This is a genomic window from Cellulomonas sp. zg-ZUI22, assembly GCF_017353535.1.
GTDB classification, from domain to species: domain Bacteria; phylum Actinomycetota; class Actinomycetes; order Actinomycetales; family Cellulomonadaceae; genus Cellulomonas; species Cellulomonas wangleii.
In genome coordinates, this window is the sequence record NZ_JAFMUZ010000001.1 from 906,760 (window position 1) to 924,987 (window position 18,228).

Sequence of the window (18,228 nt, forward strand, 5' to 3'; positions counted from 1 at the left end):
CGCCGCGCCCCGGCCCGACGGTCACCAGTTCCGGCCCCCGGTGCCACCACCCGTGCCCGGCCCGTCGCCACCGCCGGGTGCGGTGCCGGTACCGCCGGCGGGCCCCTGCTGCTGCCCGCCCGACCCCCCGCCGGACTGCCCGTTGCGCTCGGCCAGCTCCTGGCGCCGCTGGGCCTCGGCCTGGGCCGGGTCCGGCGCCTGCTGCTGCCCGCGCCCCGGCTCCGGCCTGCCCTCGAGCGTGCCCTCCTCGGCCGCCCGGCCCAGGTTCTCCAGCTCGGTCGACGTGCCGAACAGCTCCTGCATCCGGCGTTCGGCCGCCGCCGCGGGGTCGTCCTCGCCCTGCTCGTCCTGGCCGCCGCCACCCTGCTGGTCCTGGCCGTCGCCGTCCTGCTGGTCCTGGCCGTCGCCGTCCTGCTGGTCCTGGCCGCCGCCACCCTGCTGGTCGTCCTCGCCACCGCCGCCGCCCTGCGCGTCGTCGTCCTCGCCACCGCCGCCGCCCTGCGACGGCGGTGGGGTGCAGGCGGGGTCGGCCAGCGCCTCGGCGAGCATGGCGGCGTCGTCGGCCGCGCGCCGGAAGAGGTAGCCGGCGTACCAGAGCTCGTCGGAGACCACGGGCGGGTCGGCGCCCTCGTACGGGGGCTCGAGCACCTCGGCGTCGTAGGGCTCCCCGGCCTCCTGCGCCGCCAGCGCGTCGGCCACGGCCTGCGCGTAGGCGAGCTGCTCCTCGGCCCGCTCGGTCGTCTCCTCCTCGCTCGCCGTCAGCGCCAGGATGCGGTTGGTCTGCACGGTGCAGCGGTGCTCGTCCGGCACCAGCTCCAGCGCCCGGTCCAGGTGCTCGACGGCGAGGCGCGGCATGCCGGCCCGGTAGCGGGCCGTCCCGGAGTTGAACGGACCCTTCCACCGCTCGACGAGCGCGAACCCCTCCAGCTCCTCGAAGAGCTCGAGGGCCTCCCAGGTGCGGTCCTCGTCGTACGCCGCCCGGGCCTCCGCGTACCGCGGGCCCAGCAGCAGCAGGGTGAACGCGAAGACGAGCAGCAGCACCACCGGCACCGCGCTCCACCGCCGCAGCCGGCGACGGCGCCGCAGGTGCGGCGGCAGGGCACGCACCCGGTCACGCCGGGCGGCCCGCCGCTGCGCGCGGGTGAGGCGGCGCGCGACGACGCCCTGCTGCGCGAGGGTCGCCTGCCGGGCGCGCAGCGCCTCCTGCGCCCGCGCCACCTCGCGGGCGCGGGCCGCGCGGACCCGCGCCCGGTCGGCGCGGCGGTTCATCGCCGCCCTCGCAGCCGGCTCGACGACCGCGCCCAGGCCCACGCCTCCGCAGCCAGCAGCACGCCGGCGACCAGTGCGAACGGCCAGACCAGGTCACGGTGCGTGCTCAGGTCCGCGCGGCCGTCGGCCGCGATGGCCGCCACGTCGACGTCCGCCACCAGGTCGGCGGTCGGGGTGGGGCCGTCGCGGTGCACGTACGGCACGCCGAGCTCGGCCGCGACCTCGCGCAGGGCGGCCTCGTCGGCGTGCGACAGCGCGGGCCGGGACGGGTCCTGCGGGTCCGGGATGTACGGCGCGTCGGGGTCCAGGCTGCCGTCGTGCTGCCGCATGGGGGCGCCTGCCGCCGTGCCGTACCCGAGCACGGCACCACCGTCGACGAGCGGGGCGATCGCGGTGAACGACCCGGGCTCCTCGTCCGCGGTCTGCTCCCCGTCCGACAGGTAGAACACCAGGCGCACCATCCCCGGGTCGCGGTCCTGCGCGTCCTGCAGCGAGCGCTGCAGCACCTCGAGCGCGCGGTCGCGCCGCGTGCCCGCCGACCCCGCCGTGACCTCCTGGGTCACGGTCTGGGCCCACGAGCGCACCGCCGTCGCGTCGTCCGTCAGCGGCAGCTGGGTGCCGGCCTCGTCGGCGAACGCGACCACGGAGTAGAACGCGCCCGGCACGTCCCGCGTCAGCTGCACCACGTCGTGCCGCACCCCGTCGAGCCGCTGCACCGCCGGCACCGCCGGCAGGCCGGGACCGCGCACCACCGGGTCACCCGGTCCCCAGTCCTCGGCGGCCATCGAGCCCGTGCGGTCGACGACGAACCACACCTGCACCCCGACGCGCGCCCCGCCGCTCTGCGTCGCGGCCACCGTGGGCGTCAGGGCGACCACCGCCAGCACGACGACCAGTGCCGTGCGGCGCCACCAGGTGCCCGCGGGTGCGCCCGGTGCCCCCGGCGCGCCCCGCCGGCCGGACGCCCGCAGCGCCTGCCCGACGCACAGCGCCAGCACCGGCAGCGCCGTGAGCAGCACGACGACCACGGGGACCACCGCACGGGCGCTCATGCGCGCACCCGCCACGCCAGCAGCACGGCGGCCAGTCCCGCGCCGTACAGCAGCCACACCCACGCGTCGCCGTCGTCGGTGACGACCTGCTCCGGGTCCGCCTGCATGGCCGCGAGCTGCGAGTCCTGCACGCGCGCCAGGATCGCCGGTACCGCGTCCGGGTCCTGCGCCGCCGCGAACGTGCCCCCGGTGCCCTCGGCGGCGACGCGCAGCGCGGCGGGAGCGGCGGCGCCGAGGGAGCGGTCCGCCGGGTACAGCGCGTGGACCACGACGCCCCGGGACACCGCGAGGTCCGCCGCCGCGGGCAGGTCGTACACCGGGTCCCCCCACACCTCGTTGTCGGTCGCCAGCACCACCGAGCGGGAGCGGTCCGCGTCGTGCTGGTCGAACAGCAGGGTGCAGGACGCCACGCCGTCGCCGATGAGCGAGGCCTGCCCCTCGATGCCCGCCGTGCCGCGGAACAGGTCCTGCGCCGTGTCGGACGTCGGCGCGGCGAACGCCTCCCGTGCGATGCGCAGCTGCGTGGTCACCAGCGTGTAGTCGTCGGTCAGGGGGAACACGGTCGACGACGTGGAGTCGAACACCGACAGGGCCACGCGCTCCCCGGTGAACCCCTCCACGAGCCGCTCGAACGTCGCCACGACCTGCTCGTCGTACTCCACCATCGAGCCCGACACGTCCAGGCACAGCACGATGTCGCGGTTCGCGAGCTCGCGCGTGCGCTCCTGCACGGTGACGGGCCGCGCGGCCAGCACCGCCGCGGCGACGGCCGCGGCCGCGACGGCCAGCGCCAGGCCCACGCGCAGCGCGCGGTACCGGACGCGCCAGGCGCGCAGGGCCGGCACGCGGCGCAGGTCGTCGGTGTTGGCCACGGGCGTCGTGCCGCGCCGGTCGCGCAGCAGCAGCCCCGTGACCAGGGCGGCGACGACGACCGCCACGACGACCGGCGCGAGCCAGGGCGTCTCGAGGGCCGCGCGCGTCACCACGTCCGCACCCGCCTGCGGGCCTGCTCCAGCGTCCGGGCGACGCGGGTGCGCGACGACGCCCCGAACGTCGGCAGGGACGAGTTCTCCAGGAGCGTCGCCAGGGGTCGGGTGCGGCGGTCCGCCCGGGCGGCTGCGGCCGTCATCGCCGACGTGTCGACGCCGGTGCGGGCCGTCGCGAACTCGCGCAGCACCCACCGGATCTCGAGGTTCGCGCCCCGGACGTCGACGTCACCGGCGGCGTACCGGCGCTCGACCTCGTCCAGCCGGGCCAGCGTGGTGCCGCGCAGCGCGGCGTACGGGTCGCGGCGGGCGTTCGCCGCCGGCGGCGCGCCCGGCACGGCCGGCACGACCGGCGGCGGGGACGCCGCGGCAGGGCCGCGCGTCGAGCGCCACACCCACACGTACCACCCGACCACCGCGAGCACGATCGCCACCGCCACCCACGGCCACCACCCGGCGTACGGCACCGGGTCGACCAGCTCAGCGCCCGGCACGGCGTGACCTCCCCAGCAGGGCGACCATCTCGTCGAGCACGTCGTGCGTGGACTCGACCGTCACGGACCGCACGCCCAGGCGGCGCATGCGCTCCACCACCTCCGCGTGGCGCGCGGTGCGCGCGGCGGCGACCGCCTCGCGCACGCTGCGGCGCCCGCGCAGGTACGCCGGCAGGGACCAGCCGCTGACGACGTCGCGGACCGGGCGCCCGGTCGGCGGCAGCACGACGGGCCGGCCGCGGGCGGCGGACGACGACACCCCGGCGAGGCTGCCGGGGGCGGACCCCAGCGCGCCCGCGAACAGGTCCGCGTCGACGACCTGCACCACCATCACCTCGTGCCGCGTGCGCAGCCGCGCCAGCGCGCGCTCGTCGTCCGCCCCGGGCCGCGCCTCGTCGGTCACGACGACCACCAGCGAGCGTCGGGCCGTGCGGCGCAGCACCCGGTCCAGCAGTCGCGCGAGGTCGCCCTCGGGGGCGTCGGGGTCGAACGTGCGCTGCAGGCGGCGCAGCAGCACCTCGAGGTGCGTGGTGCCCGCCCCGGCCGGGACCTCGACGACGCGCCCCGCGTCGCCGGCCAGCAGCGAGACGCGGTCGCCGCGCTGGTGCGCGAGGTGCGCGACCACGTCGGCCACCAGCTGCGCGACCTCGTGCTTGGGCTCACCGCCCGCCGACGTCGCGCCCATGTGGCGCCCGGTGTCGACGACCAGCACGAGCGCCACGTTCGACGTCGCCTCGTACCGCTTGACGACCGGCTGCGCGGACCGCGCCGACGCCCGCCAGTCGATGTCGCCCACGTCGTCGCCCGGCGTGTAGACGTGCAGGTCGTCGACCTCGTCGCCGTGGCCCTTCCACACCGCGCGGTGCCGTCCGTCGAGCAGGCCGGTGGCGCGCCGCAGCGTGGGCAGCTGCAGGCGCGCGCGCACCAGCGCGAGACGGGACCGGGCGGGCACGGGTCAGGGAGCCGGGACCGCGTCGAACACGGACGTGATGATCGACTCGGTCGACACGTCGTCCGCGATGGCGTCGAACGTGCGCACGATGCGGTGGCGCAGCACGGCGTTGCGCAGCGCGTGCACGTCCTCCGGGATCACGTGGGCGCGGCCGGCGCGCAGCGCGACCGCCTGCGCCACGCGCATGAGGGAGATGGACCCGCGCGGGCTCGCACCCATCCGCACCAGCCGGTCCAGGCCGGGCACCTGCACCGGCCCGCGTCCGCGCGTGGTGGCCACCAGGTCCACCACGTACCGCCGGATCGACCGGTCCACGTACACCTGGTCGACGGTGCGCTGCAGCCAGGCGACCTCCTCGAGCCCCAGCCGCTCGGTGCGCAGCGCCCGGGTCATGCGGCCGTCGGAGATGCGGTCGAGGATCTCGACCTCCTCCTCTGCCTGCGGGTAGTCGAGGACCTCCTTGAGCAGGAACCGGTCCATCTGGGCCTCGGGCAGGACGTGCGTGCCCTCCTCCTCGATGGGGTTCTGCGTGGCGAGGACCATGAACGGCGACGGCACCGGGTGGATCTCGCCGGCGATCGTCGTCTGCCGCTCCTGCATCGCCTCGAGCATCGCGGACTGCGTCTTGGCCGACGAGCGGTTGATCTCGTCGAGCAGCACCACGTTGGCGTGCACGGGCCCGAGCTGCGTCGTGAACTGCGACGTCCCGTAGTTGAAGACCTGCGTGCCGACGATGTCGGAGGGCATGAGGTCCGGGGTGCACTGGATGCGGTGGAACGAGCCCGACACCGCGTACGCGAGGGTCTGCGCGGCCGTCGTCTTGGCCAGCCCTGGCACCGACTCCAGCAGCACGTGGCCGCCGCACATCAGCGCCACCACCAGGGACGTGCGCAGCTGCTTCTGCCCGACCACGCGCTGGTCGAACACGCCCTCGATGCGCTCGCACAGCGCACCGGCGCGGCTCCGGTCGGACGAGGAGACGGTGTCGCGGTTCACGGCGGGCAGGCTACCTGGGGGAATGCCCTTACCTGGTGTCCGGGGCGGGTGATGTCGGCGGAGGATGGGGGCATGGCGGAGGTGCGGGTGCTGCGGGCGGGGTCCGGGCCGGTCGACGTCGCGGGGGTGCTGCTGGCCCCCGGGGCGGGCGCGACGCGGGACAACCGCACCCTCGTCGTGCTCGACACCGCGCTGACGGCCGTCGGGCTGCCGGTCCGGCGTGTCGACCTGCCGCGCGGTGCGACGGCCGCACCCGCCCGGGTGCGCGAGGAGGCCGCCGCGTTCGCCGCCGACCTGGGCGTGGGGACCGAGCGGCTGGTCGTCGGCGGACGGTCGTTCGGCGGGCGGATGAGCTCGATGGCCGTCGCGGACGGACTCGCCGTCGCCGGCCTGCTGCTGCTGTCCTACCCGCTGCACCCGCCCGGTCGGCCCGACCGGCTGCGGGTCGAGCACCTGCCGCGGATCGCCGTGCCGGTCCTGGCGGTCAGCGGCGCGACCGACCCGTTCGGCACGCCCGACGAGCTCGCGACGCACCTCGCGACCCTGGCAGGGCCCACGACGCTCGTCGTCGTCCCCGGCGCCCACGGACCGGCCGACCCGCCGGTCGTCGCGGCGGTCCGCGACTGGCTCACCTGACGGCCACGCCCACCCGGGGGTCCGGGAGCGTCTTCCCCGGGGGTCGACGACCGGTCGGCGGACGGGACGCGCGGGCGGCGGTCAGCCGACGAGGCGCAGGACGCGCAGCTCGGGGCCGAAGCCGGCGGCGACGGCGTCGCCGGAGGGGAGCACGCACGGGTCGACGGCGAGCCCGTCGAGCTGGAGCTCCCGCAGCTTCTCGTGCGAGACGGCGTCCCACAGCGTCAGGACGTGGCCGAGGCACTCCGTGACGATCCCTCGGCCGTCCGGGGTGAATCGCGCGAACAGCAGCTTGTCCCGGTGCTGCAGGGCGCCGAGCTCGGCCCCGTCGTCGCTCGACAGCACGACGGCGCGGTCGCCGAACCCGCCCGCGACCAGTCGGTCCCCTGCGGGCGCGATGCTCACCGCACCCGCCATCTGCGGCGTCGGCACCCGCCAGACCTCGGTGAGGTCGTCCGCGCGCCACACCCGGACGGACCTGTCGTACCCGACGGTGGCGATGAAGGAGCCGGCCGCGTCGTACTCGACCCCGGTCGCCCAGAAGCCGTGGTCCATGCGGCCCACCTCGCGGTCCTGCTCGACGTCCCACGCGACGACGTACCCCGACTGGTGGGCGATCGCCAGCGTGCGGCCGTCGGGGCTGAACGCGGACGACACCACGGAGTCGGTGTGGGGGAAGGTGATCCGCCGGGACGGTCGACCGTCCGCGACCCGCCACGTCATCGTGCTGCCGTCGTGCGCCCCGGTGGCCACCAGGTCACCCCGCGGGGAGAACGCGACGGACGCGAGCCGGGTGGCCCGCGACCACCGCGTGCCGTGCCGTGCCGACCAGACCACCGACAGGTCGGCGTCGACCAGGTGGACCGAGCCGTCCGCCGTCGCGCACGCGATCGACCGACCGTCCGGGTGGACGGCGAGGCTCGTGATCGATGCGGGCAGGCGCAACCCGTGGGGGGACGGCATGGGTGGTCAGCTCCTCGAGGGGCGACGGGCGGCGAGGCTCACGACGACCGTCGGAAGCCCTTGATGTGGATCGGGGTGTCCCACGTGACTCCCCGGTAGTCCCCGAGGTCCGCGCGCTCGGCCAGCGCCATCAGCTCCGTCGCCCGGCGCTGACCGTCGTCGAGCACGTCGGTGGTCCCGGGACGCACGGCGATGAACGCGCCGCTCCTGGGCTTGAGCACCGAGTCGAGCAGGTTCCGCGTCGAGCGGACCCGCTCGGTCCGTGACGGGTGCGTGCTCACGTCGACTCCTCCGAGCTCAGGGTGAACAGGCGCAGCTCGTCACCGTAGCCGAACGCGACGGCGGCCCCCGCGGGGAGGGCGTGGGGATCGGCCACTGTCCGGTCGAAGGTGAGCTCTGCCATCTTGTCGAGGGACTCGCCGTTCCACATCGTCACCACACCGGTCTCGGACTCCGTGACGATCCGTCGACCGTCGGCGCTGAACCTGACGAAGAGGACGTCAGCATCGTGCTGGAGCGCTCCGAGCTCCGTGCCGTCCTCCATCGACAGCACGGCCGCGCGCGAGCCGAATCCGTTGACGACGAGCCGGTCGTCCTCAGGTGCGATGCTCAGCGAGCCCGCGAGGCCAGGAGTCGATACGCGCCACGCCGGGGAGTGATCGCTGACGTGCCAGACGCGGACCGTCTTGTCGTAGCCGGCCGAGGCGATCCGGGCGCCTGTGGAGTCGTGCTCGACCTGGTTCGCCCAGACGTCGTGGTGCAGCCGCCCCGTCTCGCGGTGATCGACCATGTCCCGCAGGACGATCACCCCTGTCCGGTATCCCAGGGCCAGCTGGCGACCGTCCCGACTGATGGAACTCGACAGGACCGGAACTCGGTGCTCGTACGTGAGTCGGGCGGCCCTCCGACCATCCGGTACGGACCAGAGAACCGCAGTCCCGTCCTCGCCCCCGGTGCACACCATGTCCCCGCGCCCGGAGATGGAGATGGAGTGCAGCGGCACCCCCCGCCATCGCCCCCCGTGGCGAGCCGACCACACCTCGGTGAGGCTCGTCGTGTCGAACAGGTGGACCGTCCCCGCCGCCGTCGCGCACGCGATCGACCGACCAGCGGGATCCACTGCTATGCGGGTGATCATCGACGGCAGCTGCGCGATCGGCGTTCCCTGCATCGACATCCCTCCTCCTCGAGTCGAGCGCGTGCCCGCGAGCGGACTCATGAACCAGGAAAGCCTCGAATGTAGATCGGTGTGTCGTACGTGATGCGGTCGGGCCTGAGGCTGGTGGACGAGGCGGCCCTCCTCAGCAGCTCTTCCACGCGGTGGTTGCCCTGGTCGATGACGTTGGTCGTTCCTTCGCGGAGGGCGATGTGCTCGCCGTCCTTCGGCCTGAACACCGATCTGAGGAGCGCACTGTTCGAGCGTGTCGCCGCGCTCAGCTGCTTGATCGTGCTCTCTGCGGTGCCGCCGACATCAGGTCGACGCATCCCCACCAGATCCCTCACCGTCGCATTCGGCTCCATCGCCTTCCAGCCACGTGCCTGCAACGCGGCCGTGGTGCTGGCGCGTGCCCTGCCGGCGGCTTGGACGGTGGCGGTCCGGACGTTCGCGGCGACACGGTTGACCGCGGTGCTCACCGCGGTGGAGACCCGGTTCACCGCCTGCCCGACGGTGGAGTTGGCGAGCCGACCCACGAGGGTCTGCACGGCCGGGATCTTCGCGACGTACCGACCGAGCCCGTAGCCGACGAGCGAGCTGGCGGTGCCGATCGTCAGGTCCTTGGCGAGCCCGCCCCAGGTGAACTCCTCCTTCTTCTGGACCTTGGTACGCCACAGGTTCGTGGCGGCCGAGGACGCCGCGGCACCGATCGCGATGCACGCGACACTCCCGGCGCCGAGCGTCGTCAGGCCGCACGCCGCCCCGGCAGCGATCCCCACACCGACGCCGACGATCTCGGCCTGGTACTTGTCCACGAACGTCGCGGTCGCCCGGTAGGCGCTGGCGACACCGCTCGACGCCGACTTCCAGACCGACGACAGGCTCGGCCACTCACCCGCAGGGTCCGTGTACATCGTCGGGGAACCGGCCGCGTACGCGTACGTCGACCCCAGAGGCATCCCGAGGCCGGCCGGCGCAGGGTCGACCGTGGAGAACACGCCCGTGGTCGGGTCGTAGTCGCGGGCACGCAGCGCGTACCGCCCACCGAGGGACGGGTCGGCGTAGCCACCGGCGTACAGCACCGGGTTCTCCGCGGCCATCGGGTCCGGGGTGACGGTCAGGCCGTCCTGCGTGGGCGACGTGCGCGGCAGCCCGTACGGGTCGAAGTCCGCGAGGCTCTGCACGGCACCGGCCGGGGACACCAGCGCCGAGGTGCCGCCCAGCCAGTCGTGCACGAACAGGGCTGAGACGTCGCCGGACCCGGGTCGACGGCGCACGGTCGAGCGGAGCCCGAGGGTCGGCAGCCTCGTCGGTGACCACCCGGTCTCGTGCGCCGGGGCCCGTGTCCCCGGGCGCCCGGTCTCGCGGGACCGAGGTGTCAGCGGGTCGCGAGCAGGTCGGCGACCAGGGCGGGCACGGCCTCGTCGATGGGGTCGCGGACGACCTCGTCGGCCAGGTGGTCGTACGGCGTCGGCTCGGCGTTGACGACGACGAGCCGCGCGCCCGCGTCGACGGCCACCGCGGCCAGGCTCGCCACCGGCTGGACCGTCAGGGTGGTGCCGATCGCGACGAACGTGACCGCGTCCGTCGCGGCGGCCACGGCCCGTTCCAGGGCGTCCTCGGGCAGCCGCTCACCGAAGTACACGACGTCCGGCTTGAGCACCCCGCCGCACACCGTGCACGCGGGGTCCGGCTCGGCGGGCAGCCGCGCGAGCACCTCGCGCGTGGGCCACGTCGTCCCGCAGCGCAGGCACGACGTGGTCGCCAGGCTGCCGTGCAGCTCGACGACGCGCTCCGGGTCCGCACCCGCCGCCTGGTGCAGGCCGTCGAAGTTCTGGGTGAGCGTGGCCAGCAGGGCGCCCGCCCGCTCCAGCTCGACCAGTGCGCGGTGCGCCGCCGTGGGGTGCGCGTGCCAGGCGGGGTGCTCGGCCCACATGCGCCAGCCGCGCTCCCGCACGGCCGGGTCGCGCACGTACAGGTCCAGCTCGAGCAGGTCGGCCGCGTGCGGGTCGCGCGTCCACACCCCCTGCGGGCCGCGGAAGTCGGGGATGCCCGAGGCGGTCGAGATGCCGGCTCCGGTGAGGACGGTGACGGTCGGGGCGTCGGCGTGGTGCGGCACGGCAGCCCTCACGCCCCCCGCGCCGCGAGGACGCGCTCGACGTCCGACGTGTCGTTCCCCGACGTGTCGTCCCGCGCGGTGGCCATGGGTCCACTGTGATCGAGTCGACCGCCCGAGCACAACGTGCCGCTGCCCGCGGTGGCAGGGTCGGCGCCGTAGCGTGGGGGCATGGACGACAGCAGCACGCCGACGCCGCTCGTCGCGAGCCGCCGCGGGACGCAGGCCGGGCGCGGGTGCGTGGTCATGCAGGTCAGGTGGTCCGACGTCGACCTGTTCGGGCACGTCAACAACGCCGCGTTCCTGCGGTACCTCGACGACGCGCGGTTCACCCTCTTCCCGCGCATGGGCGTCGACGAGGTCGGTGCCATGACCGCGTCGCTGCTCGTGGTCGTGAAGCACGAGATCGACTACCTGGCGCCGATCCGCTTCCGGCAGGAGCCGGTCGTGGTCGAGGTGTGGGTGCCGCGGCTGGGCCGGTCGTCGGTGGACTTCGCGTACGAGATCCTCGACGGGGAGGGCCCCGACGCGGCCGTCGCGCTGCGCGCCCGCTCCCGGATGGTGCAGCTGGACCGGGCGACGCACACCCCGCGGGCGTTCACCGCCGAGGAGCGCGCGGTGTTCGAGGCGTACCCGGGCGAGCAGCCGGAGCTGCGCCCCTGGTGAGTCGGGGCCCTGTCGCGCCCCGGGCTCTCGTCAGCCCGTCGCGACGGCGGTGAGCCCCGCGGGCCCGACAGCGAACTCCTGGAGCAGCCCCGGCACCGGCTTGGACGGCGGGCGCGCGTACTCCGAGCGCTCCGACGTCCGCAGGCCGGCCCGCACCAGCGCCGCCGCGAACGTCGTCGCCGCCGTGACGCCGTCGACCACGGGCACCCCGACGGACTCGGAGATCCGCCCGGTGTACCCGGCCATGCCGGCGCAGCCGAGCACCACGGCGTCGACGTCGTCGGCCTCGACCGCTGCCCGGCACGCCGCGGTGACCCGGTCCAGCGCGCCGGGCGCGTCGATCTGCAGCACCGGGATCTCGCAGGCGTGCACCCCGGCGCAGGCGCGCGCGAACCCGTAGCGGTCGAGCAGCTCGTGCGCGCGCCCCACGGTGCGGCCCAGCGACGTCACCACGCTGAACCGCCGCGCGACCATCGTCGCCGCGTGGAACGCCGCCTCCGCGATCCCGACCACCGGGCCGCGCGCCAGCTCGCGCGCCGCGTCCAGCCCGGGGTCCCCGAAGCAGGCGACGACGTACGCGTCGACGCCGTCGCCCTCGCCGACCCGCACCTGCTCGAGCACGCCGACCGCGGCCAGCGCCTCCTCGTAGTGGCTCTCGATCGACGCGGGGCCGGTGGTGGGCTGCACGGCCTCGACCGTGACCCCGGGCCCGGCCACCACCCGGGCGGACCGACCGATGAGGTCGGTCATCGCCCGGGTGGTGTTCGGGTTGACCACCCGCAGGCGGATGTCGTCGCGCACGACCGGCCTCAGGAGCCCGTGGGGTGCGCGTGGTGACTGACGACCGCCGGGGCGTCCTGCGTGCCGTCCGACACGTGCGCGTCGGACGCCTCGAGGCGCGGCATCTGCGGGTTGCGCCGCTCCAGCCAGACGAACATCGCGAACCCGAGCCCGCAGCCGATGAACCACGAGTACGACGCGATCCAGGTGACGTCGACCAGGCCGATCGACTTCGCGAGCTTGGGGAGCACGGCGGCCGCGACCGACACCACGCCCGCGCCGACGACGGTCGCGACCGCGTTGCGGTTGTACCCGCGGCTGTACCAGTAGCGCCCGGTGGGGGCCATGGTGAACATGTCGTCGACGTGCACGCACTGGCGGCCGATCACGTAGTACCCGGCGATGAGGATGCCGAACAGCGGGCCGATGAGGGCGCCCAGCACGCCGAGCGTGTAGTGGATCGCGTCGTCGTTGGCGTACCAGTTCCAGGGCGTCAGGACGACCGACCCGACGGCGGCGATCATGCCGCCGGTGCGCCACGAGATCCGCTGCGGCGAGACGTTGGAGAAGTCGAACGCGGGGGAGATGAAGTTGGCGACGATGTTGATGCCGACGGTCGCGGTGACGAACGTCAGCCCGCCCAGCAGGATCGCGAACGGGGTGTCGATCGCCTGGACCGTGTGGATCGGGTCGGTGATGAGCCTGCCGAACACCGGGACCGTCGCCGACGCGCAGACCACGGTGAGCAGCGAGAAGAACAGGAAGTTGAGTGGCAGGCCGAGGAAGTTGCCCTTCCTCACCGCCGCGAACGACCGGCCGTAGCGCGAGAAGTCGCCGAAGTTGAGCATCGGGCCGGAGAAGTACGACACGACCAGCGCGATCGCCGAGAGCATCACGGGAATCGACGCCGCGAACGTCAGGGGCGGTCCGGACGACAGGTTGAGCGAGATGTTCGACCAGCCGGCCTCGGACACCAGGTACACGGCCATCACGATCATGACGACGTACACCGCCGGCCCGGCCCAGTCGATGAACCGGCGGATGGTCTCCATGCCGTTCCAGAACACCGCCGCCTGCGCGAGCCAGAGGATGGCGTAGGAGATCCAGCCGAGCGCGCTCAGGCCCAGGAACGCGGGCTCGAGCAGGGCCTGCGAGCCGGGCAGGAACTTGAGGAAGATGATGTTGAGCGCCTCGGCCGCCAGGAAGGTCTGCACGCCGTACCAGGCCACCGCGATGAGGCCGCGGATGATCGCGGGGATGTTCGCCCCGAGCACCCCGAAGATCGCCCGGTTGATGACCGGGTAGGGCACGCCGGTCTTCTGGCTGGGCTTGGCGACGAGGTTGCAGAACACCTGGACGATGACGATGCCGACGACGAGCGCGACGAGCACCTGCCAGGACGCGAGGCCCAGGGCGAACAGCGAGCCCGCCGTGACGTAGCCGCCGACGCTGTGCACGTCGGACATCCAGAACGCGAAGATGTTGTACGACGACCAGGTCTGCTTCTGCAGCGGCGCGAGGTCCTCGTTGGTCAGGCGCGGGTCGTAGGTGGCCTTGATCTCGCCGGCGCCGATCGGCATGCCTGCGGCCTCGACGAGGTCGTGCGGCCTGGTGCCGGGCAGCGGGGCGACGGCGCTGGGCGGGGCGGAGGCGCCGGGCGGCGCCGTGGCGGGGGCGGGTGTGCCCGGGGGGACGGCCGGGGTGTCGTGCGGAGCGGTCATGGTGGTCCTCGCACTCGGGACGTCGGGGAGGGTGCGGCGCGGGCACCGGGGTGCCGAGGGTCGGTGTGGCCGACCGGGGGTCCGCCCTGGCCGAGGGCGGACGGGATCACGTACCGTGGGCCGACCTGAAGCGGATGCTTCCGGTTCGTCCCGAGTCGTGAATCTATGACTTCACAACCCGGGGCAGGTTTCTGCCGCGTGAACTTCCTGCTTCATGCGTGATCCCCGAGGAGGCGGCCCGATGAGCACCGCGCCGGACACCGGCAGCCTGCTGGCGTCGTTCGACGCCGAGCAGTTGGGGGCGCGGCTGCGGGGCCTGCGCGAGGAGCGTGGCCTGACGCTGCGCGAGGTCGGTGCGCGGCTCGGGATCTCCGCCAGCGCCGTCTCCCAGATCGAGCGCGGCGTGCTGCGGCCCTCCGTGAACCGGCTCTTCGAGCTCGTCACCGCCATGGACGCCACCCTCGTCGACGTCTTCGGCGGCACGTCCGGAACACCCGACGTCGAGCTGTCCACCCCCGTGCCCGACGGCTACGTCGTGCGTCGTGCCGTCGAGGTGGAGTCCGTGACGCTGGAGGGCGGCGTCGTGTACCGACGCCTGTCGCCCGGCATCTCGCACGACGTCGACTTCTTCGAGTCGACGTACCCGCCGCACACCGTCGCGGGCCGGCAGCACGAGCTCGTCACGCACGTCGGGTACGAGATCGGGACGGTCGTGCGCGGTGAGCTCACCGTCGACTTCGCCGACGAGCGCGTCGTGCTGCGCGCCGGCGACACGATCTCCTACGCGTGCACCACACCGCACCGGCTCAGCAACCGGTCCGACGACGTCACGGTCGCGACCTGGCTGATCGTGCACCCGGGCGCCGGCGTCCGCTGAGGGTCGGGCCACCGCGACCGGCCGGTCCCACCGCGTGGGGTGCGCGGAGCCCTCGTCCCCGGACGCGGGACGCCTGGCTCGTCGTGCCTCAGGTCGTGGCGTCGAGCCGGGCGGCGACGTCGGCGGGGAAGCCGCCCGTGGCCAGCGGGCCCCACCGCTCGGGGGTCACGCGGATCAGGCTCTTGCCCTGCAGCCGCATCGCGGCGCGGTACTCGTCCCAGTCGGGGTGCTCACCGGCGATGCACCGGTAGTAGTCCACGAGGGCGTCCTCGGCCTGCGGCATGTGCAGCACCTCGGCGGTCCCGTCGACCTGCACCCAGGGGCCGTCCCACTCGTCGGACAGCACGCACACGCTGACCCTCGGGTCACGCGCCGCGTTGCGGGTCTTGGCGCGGTCCGGGTACGTCGAGATCACGATGCGGCCCGCGTCGTCGACACCGCCGCTGACCGGCGAGACCTGCGGACGGCCGTCCGCGCGCGTCGTCACCAGCAGCAGGTGGTGCCGCGGGCGCACGAAGTCCAGGAGCGTGGTCAGGTCGACGGGGGTGGTCGTCGCGATGGTGCGTGCCATGGGGTGACCCTACGACCCCGGGGGCGGCCGCCGGGCGGGGCGGCGCACGCCCTCGCGCCCCGGCTTGCCGGGCCCGGTGCGATGCGCCACGCTGCCGACGACACGCGGGAGGCGGTATGGCAGGGGACCTCGACCTGGTCGTCGCGCGGATGCTCGACGCCCTGCCGCGCGGACGACGGGCGCTGGTCGCCGTCGACGGGATCGGCGCCGCCGGCAAGACCACCCTCACCGCCCGGCTCGCCGCGCGCGTGCCCGACCGCCCCGTGGTCGTGCTGCACGCCGACGACTTCTTCCATCCCTCGGCCGTGCGTCACGCGCGGGGCCGCATGTCGCCGGAGGGCTTCTGGCTCGACGCGTACGACTACCGCGCGCTGATCGACCTCGCGCTCGCGCCCCTGGGGCCGGGCGGCGACGGGCGCTACGTCACCGCGTCGTTCGACCGGGAGCGGGACCGGACGGCGCCCGCACCGACGCTGCGGGCACCCGACGACGCGCTCGTGCTGGTGGAGGGCACGTTCCTGCACCGCGACGAGCTGTGGCACCGGTGGGACTGGTCGATGTACCTGCACGTGCCGTTCGAGGTGGGCGCGCACCGCATGGTCGCGCGGGACGGTGTCGATCCCGACGCCACACGCGGACCCCTGGCGCGGTACGCCGGTGCCCAGCAGCTCTACCTCGCGGCGGCCGAGCCCTGGCGGCGGGCGTCCCTCGTCGTCGGGACCACCGGTGACCCGCGCATCATCGACCCGGCCGAGGTCGCCCGCTCCGTGCAGCCCGTGCCCGCCGGGCGGCCCCGCGTCGAGGTCGCCGGGGACGGCACCGGCGCTGCCTGACCCCGCGAGCGACCGGACCCCGCGACCGGCGTGCGCCGCCGTGCGCCGTCCGGTCGGGTCAGACCTCGCCCGGCAGCGCCCGGCGCACGACCAGCCGCGTCCACGACCCCAGGTACAGACGGTCGCCGTCCTGGAGCTCGTGGCGCTGCCCCGGCCGGATCGGGTCCTGGGGCAGGGGCTCGCCGACGCGGGCGACGAACGTGCCGTTCGACGACTGCAGGTCCTCCACCCACCAGCGCTGACCGTCGGTGTTGAGCTGGCAGTGCCGACGGGAGACCCCGCTGTCGGCGCCCGCATCGACCTGGGGCCGGATGTTGCGCGAGGCCGACGGGCGCCCGACGAGCACGCTGCGCTCCCGCAGCGGCACGAGCACCGGCAGGCCCACGGACGGCATCGGGTCCTCCGCCTGCTGGGCGGCGTACCAGTCGGGGTCGACCCACAGCTCGGCGACCCACGCGTCGCCCCCGGGCGCCGGCGGGGCGAGCGGCGCGGCCGCGGGGTCGGCCACCGCCGGCGACGTACCGGCCTCGGCGCCGGACGCACCCGCGCCCGGCTCCTCGCCCGCGGGGTCGGACGGACCCTGCGGGTCCGGTGCCGGCGTGACGACCGCCCCGGTCGACGCGGCGGGCGTCGGCGCGGGGGCGGCGTGCACCACGGGCGTCACGCCCGTGGTGAAGTCGTAGCCGCAGTTCTCGCAGAACAGCGCACCGGACGCCGCGGGCGACCCGCAGTGCGGGCACGTCGACGGCGCGGCGACGGCCGGCGTCGGTACGGACGGCGCAGGGCCGGTGCCCGACGAGGCGATGGGCGCACCGCACACGTCGCAGTAGTCGGTCGACGCGCTGACGTGCCCCTCGGGGCAGGTGGCGCTCACCGCCGCACCCGCGAGGTCTTGGTCGACGCGGTGTCGAGGGCCATCTCGTCCAGGCGGGACGCGCCGCGCTTCAGTCGCACCGTGCCGTGCTCCTCGTCCTCGATCTCCACGACGCGACGCAGCTTCGACGTCGCCTCCTCGTTGCCCGTCTCGGCCGCGAGCTGCACCGCGCGGCCCAGCTTGACGGTCGCCGTCGCCTCGTCGCCCGCGGCCTTGGCCGCCAGGCCCTCCTGGATCGCCGACGCGAGCTCGGCCTGACCCGTGTAGTGCGCGACCTCCGGGCTGATGCGTGCGGTGAGCGACGCGTCGTCCGACCACACGGCCTTGACCAGCCCGGCGGCGACGACCTCGCCGCCGACCGCGACCTGCACCCGCGCCGCGAGCTGCTCGGCGCCGAGCGGCTTGGACGGCAGGCGCACGGCCACGTGGTAGTCGCGGGACTCGTCGGCCCAGGCGCCCGTCGGGTACGCGCCGACCAGGGGTGTGACGTCGGTGCGGCGGGCCGTCAGGTCCTCGACCGTCGGCGCCACCTGGCGGACGAACAGCACCTGCCCGCCCTGCGGCGTCCACACCCGCAGCTGCGCGTCGGCGACGCCGCGGGACAGCGAGGCGGCCAGCAGCGACCGGAAGTCCTCGGCGATGTCCGCCGGGTTCGCGATGAGCTCGACCGTGCCGAGCAGGGCCGTCGCGATCTCCCGCAGCTCGTCGACCTGCCAGCGCTCGCCCACGCCGCGCGCGTCGCACTGGAACCGGCCGGTGACGGCCGCGATCGTCGCGGTGAGCTGGTCGCGCGGCTCGGACTCGTTCTTGCCGTCGGTGAGCAGGATCGCGTGCCGCTGCGTCACTGCGGGCTGGGTGGCGAAGATCTGGTCCGCGAGCCGCAGCCACGTGCTCATCGCCGTGCCGCCCTGCGCCGACAGCCGCGCGACGGCCCGCTTGGCCTCCGCCCGCGCGGCCGGCTCCATCTGCACGATCGCGACGGGTGCGTTCGGGTACGGGAAGACGCGCTGGGCCACGTGGCTGCCGCTGACGATCGCGAACCACGTCCCGTCGGGGATGTGGTCCAGCGCGACCTGCGCCGCGTGCTTCGCCGCGGCGAGCATCGGGCCCGTCATCGAGCCCGACGTGTCGATCATGACGATCTCCGCGACGCCGGCACCGCTGGTTCCCGCCCCGCCGACGCCCGAGGCGCTCACCGTGACGATCGCGTGCACGTCCGTGCCGCCGTCGGGCAGGAACTCGTTCTGGAAGACCTCGGCACGGAACGTGGCCACGCTGGCTCCTCG

The 18,228-nt window shown here is 74.7% G+C and carries 20 protein-coding genes; 4 read left to right on the forward strand and 16 right to left on the reverse strand.

The window, feature by feature from the left end; translation table 11 throughout:
- Positions 1-21: 21 nt before the first annotated feature.
- The 6 genes from J1G43_RS04180 to J1G43_RS04205 are packed head-to-tail and all read right to left on the reverse strand — an operon-like array spanning position 22 to position 5,749.
- A complete protein-coding gene (locus J1G43_RS04180; protein WP_207378018.1) occupies positions 22-1,269 on the reverse strand; it encodes a hypothetical protein in 1,248 nt (415 codons plus the stop codon).
- Complete coding sequence (locus tag J1G43_RS04185) at positions 1,266-2,321, reverse strand: VWA domain-containing protein (RefSeq protein WP_207370052.1); 1,056 nt, start codon at positions 2,319-2,321, stop codon at positions 1,266-1,268. Before J1G43_RS04185 ends, J1G43_RS04180 begins: the two co-directional genes overlap by 4 nt.
- Positions 2,318-3,307, reverse strand: a complete 990-nt coding sequence (locus tag J1G43_RS04190; protein ID WP_207339466.1) for a VWA domain-containing protein — start codon at positions 3,305-3,307, stop codon at positions 2,318-2,320. Before J1G43_RS04190 ends, J1G43_RS04185 begins: the two co-directional genes overlap by 4 nt.
- Positions 3,301-3,801, reverse strand: a complete 501-nt coding sequence (locus tag J1G43_RS04195) for a hypothetical protein (protein WP_207339465.1) — start codon at positions 3,799-3,801, stop codon at positions 3,301-3,303. The genes J1G43_RS04190 and J1G43_RS04195 overlap by 7 nt, the downstream gene beginning before the upstream one ends.
- Entirely contained in the window at positions 3,788-4,753 is a 966-nt protein-coding gene (locus tag J1G43_RS04200) for a DUF58 domain-containing protein (RefSeq protein ID WP_207339464.1), read from the reverse strand. Before J1G43_RS04200 ends, J1G43_RS04195 begins: the two co-directional genes overlap by 14 nt.
- Before the next feature lie 3 nt (positions 4,754-4,756).
- On the reverse strand, positions 4,757-5,749 hold the full coding sequence (locus tag J1G43_RS04205) for a MoxR family ATPase (RefSeq protein WP_249670634.1): 993 nt from the start codon (positions 5,747-5,749) through the stop codon (positions 4,757-4,759).
- A gap of 72 nt (positions 5,750-5,821) precedes the next feature.
- On the opposite strand from J1G43_RS04205, the gene J1G43_RS04210 reads away from it, so the two are divergent.
- Positions 5,822-6,385 carry an alpha/beta family hydrolase gene (locus tag J1G43_RS04210; protein ID WP_207378019.1) on the forward strand — a complete coding sequence of 188 codons (564 nt, stop codon included), beginning with the start codon at positions 5,822-5,824 and terminating at the stop codon, positions 6,383-6,385.
- Positions 6,386-6,466: 81 nt separating this feature from the next.
- Here the strand turns inward: J1G43_RS04210 and J1G43_RS04215 are convergent, their stop codons facing one another.
- The 5 genes from J1G43_RS04215 to J1G43_RS04235 form a co-directional block, all read right to left on the reverse strand.
- Positions 6,467-7,348, reverse strand: a complete 882-nt coding sequence (locus tag J1G43_RS04215; RefSeq protein ID WP_207378275.1) for a WD40 repeat domain-containing protein — start codon at positions 7,346-7,348, stop codon at positions 6,467-6,469.
- Between the two features lie 38 nt (positions 7,349-7,386).
- Positions 7,387-7,629 carry a hypothetical protein gene (locus J1G43_RS04220; protein WP_207339461.1) on the reverse strand — a complete coding sequence of 81 codons (243 nt, stop codon included), beginning with the start codon at positions 7,627-7,629 and terminating at the stop codon, positions 7,387-7,389.
- The gene (locus tag J1G43_RS04225) at positions 7,626-8,156 is read right to left on the reverse strand and encodes a WD40 repeat domain-containing protein (RefSeq protein ID WP_207370055.1); all 531 of its coding nucleotides are present in this window, start codon (positions 8,154-8,156) and stop codon (positions 7,626-7,628) included. Before J1G43_RS04225 ends, J1G43_RS04220 begins: the two co-directional genes overlap by 4 nt.
- A gap of 407 nt (positions 8,157-8,563) precedes the next feature.
- Positions 8,564-9,781 carry an RHS repeat-associated core domain-containing protein gene (locus J1G43_RS04230; RefSeq protein WP_207339459.1) on the reverse strand — a complete coding sequence of 406 codons (1,218 nt, stop codon included), beginning with the start codon at positions 9,779-9,781 and terminating at the stop codon, positions 8,564-8,566.
- A 101-nt stretch (positions 9,782-9,882) separates the two neighbouring features.
- Positions 9,883-10,623, reverse strand: a complete 741-nt coding sequence (locus J1G43_RS04235) for a Sir2 family NAD-dependent protein deacetylase (RefSeq protein WP_207339458.1) — start codon at positions 10,621-10,623, stop codon at positions 9,883-9,885.
- Positions 10,624-10,791: 168 nt separating this feature from the next.
- Here J1G43_RS04235 and J1G43_RS04240 point away from each other — a divergent pair, with 168 nt between their 5' ends.
- Positions 10,792-11,286 carry a thioesterase family protein gene (locus J1G43_RS04240; protein WP_207378020.1) on the forward strand — a complete coding sequence of 165 codons (495 nt, stop codon included), beginning with the start codon at positions 10,792-10,794 and terminating at the stop codon, positions 11,284-11,286.
- A gap of 30 nt (positions 11,287-11,316) precedes the next feature.
- On the opposite strand, the gene J1G43_RS04245 is transcribed toward J1G43_RS04240, so the two are convergent.
- Positions 11,317-12,087: an aspartate/glutamate racemase family protein gene (locus J1G43_RS04245; RefSeq protein ID WP_307859469.1), complete on the reverse strand. Its 771-nt coding sequence runs from the start codon at positions 12,085-12,087 to the stop codon at positions 11,317-11,319.
- An 8-nt stretch (positions 12,088-12,095) separates the two neighbouring features.
- Entirely contained in the window at positions 12,096-13,787 is a 1,692-nt protein-coding gene (locus J1G43_RS04250; RefSeq protein ID WP_207378021.1) for an NCS1 family nucleobase:cation symporter-1, read from the reverse strand.
- A gap of 241 nt (positions 13,788-14,028) precedes the next feature.
- On the opposite strand from J1G43_RS04250, the gene J1G43_RS04255 reads away from it, so the two are divergent.
- Positions 14,029-14,664 carry a helix-turn-helix domain-containing protein gene (locus J1G43_RS04255; protein WP_207339455.1) on the forward strand — a complete coding sequence of 212 codons (636 nt, stop codon included), beginning with the start codon at positions 14,029-14,031 and terminating at the stop codon, positions 14,662-14,664.
- A gap of 88 nt (positions 14,665-14,752) precedes the next feature.
- Here J1G43_RS04255 and J1G43_RS04260 read toward each other — a convergent pair whose 3' ends face one another.
- Positions 14,753-15,235, reverse strand: a complete 483-nt coding sequence (locus J1G43_RS04260) for a PPOX class F420-dependent oxidoreductase (RefSeq protein ID WP_207378022.1) — start codon at positions 15,233-15,235, stop codon at positions 14,753-14,755.
- Positions 15,236-15,351: 116 nt separating this feature from the next.
- Here J1G43_RS04260 and J1G43_RS04265 point away from each other — a divergent pair, with 116 nt between their 5' ends.
- Positions 15,352-16,068 (forward strand): uridine kinase, encoded by a 717-nt coding sequence (locus tag J1G43_RS04265; RefSeq protein ID WP_207370059.1) that lies wholly within the window; start codon positions 15,352-15,354, stop codon positions 16,066-16,068.
- A 58-nt stretch (positions 16,069-16,126) separates the two neighbouring features.
- On the opposite strand, the gene J1G43_RS04270 is transcribed toward J1G43_RS04265, so the two are convergent.
- Positions 16,127-16,942, reverse strand: a complete 816-nt coding sequence (locus tag J1G43_RS04270) for an FHA domain-containing protein (RefSeq protein WP_207378023.1) — start codon at positions 16,940-16,942, stop codon at positions 16,127-16,129.
- Positions 16,939-18,216, reverse strand: a complete 1,278-nt coding sequence (locus J1G43_RS04275) for a VWA domain-containing protein (protein ID WP_207370061.1) — start codon at positions 18,214-18,216, stop codon at positions 16,939-16,941. Before J1G43_RS04275 ends, J1G43_RS04270 begins: the two co-directional genes overlap by 4 nt.
- Positions 18,217-18,228: the final 12 nt, after the last annotated feature.

Bases quoted from the DNA above. Each gene is read 5' to 3' on its own strand.
- J1G43_RS04185 (WP_207370052.1), bottom strand. From the start codon at position 2,321: ATGAGCGCCCGTGCGGTGGTCCCCGTGGTCGTCGTGCTGCTCACGGCG.
- J1G43_RS04240 (WP_207378020.1), top strand. From the start codon at position 10,792: ATGGACGACAGCAGCACGCCGACGCCGCTCGTCGCGAGCCGCCGCGGG.
- J1G43_RS04260 (WP_207378022.1), bottom strand. From the start codon at position 15,235: ATGGCACGCACCATCGCGACGACCACCCCCGTCGACCTGACCACGCTC.
- J1G43_RS04250 (WP_207378021.1), bottom strand. From the start codon at position 13,787: ATGACCGCTCCGCACGACACCCCGGCCGTCCCCCCGGGCACACCCGCC.
- J1G43_RS04255 (WP_207339455.1), top strand. From the start codon at position 14,029: ATGAGCACCGCGCCGGACACCGGCAGCCTGCTGGCGTCGTTCGACGCC.
- J1G43_RS04265 (WP_207370059.1), top strand. From the start codon at position 15,352: ATGGCAGGGGACCTCGACCTGGTCGTCGCGCGGATGCTCGACGCCCTG.
- J1G43_RS04180 (WP_207378018.1), bottom strand. From the start codon at position 1,269: ATGAACCGCCGCGCCGACCGGGCGCGGGTCCGCGCGGCCCGCGCCCGC.
- J1G43_RS04215 (WP_207378275.1), bottom strand. From the start codon at position 7,348: ATGCCGTCCCCCCACGGGTTGCGCCTGCCCGCATCGATCACGAGCCTC.
- J1G43_RS04210 (WP_207378019.1), top strand. From the start codon at position 5,822: ATGGCGGAGGTGCGGGTGCTGCGGGCGGGGTCCGGGCCGGTCGACGTC.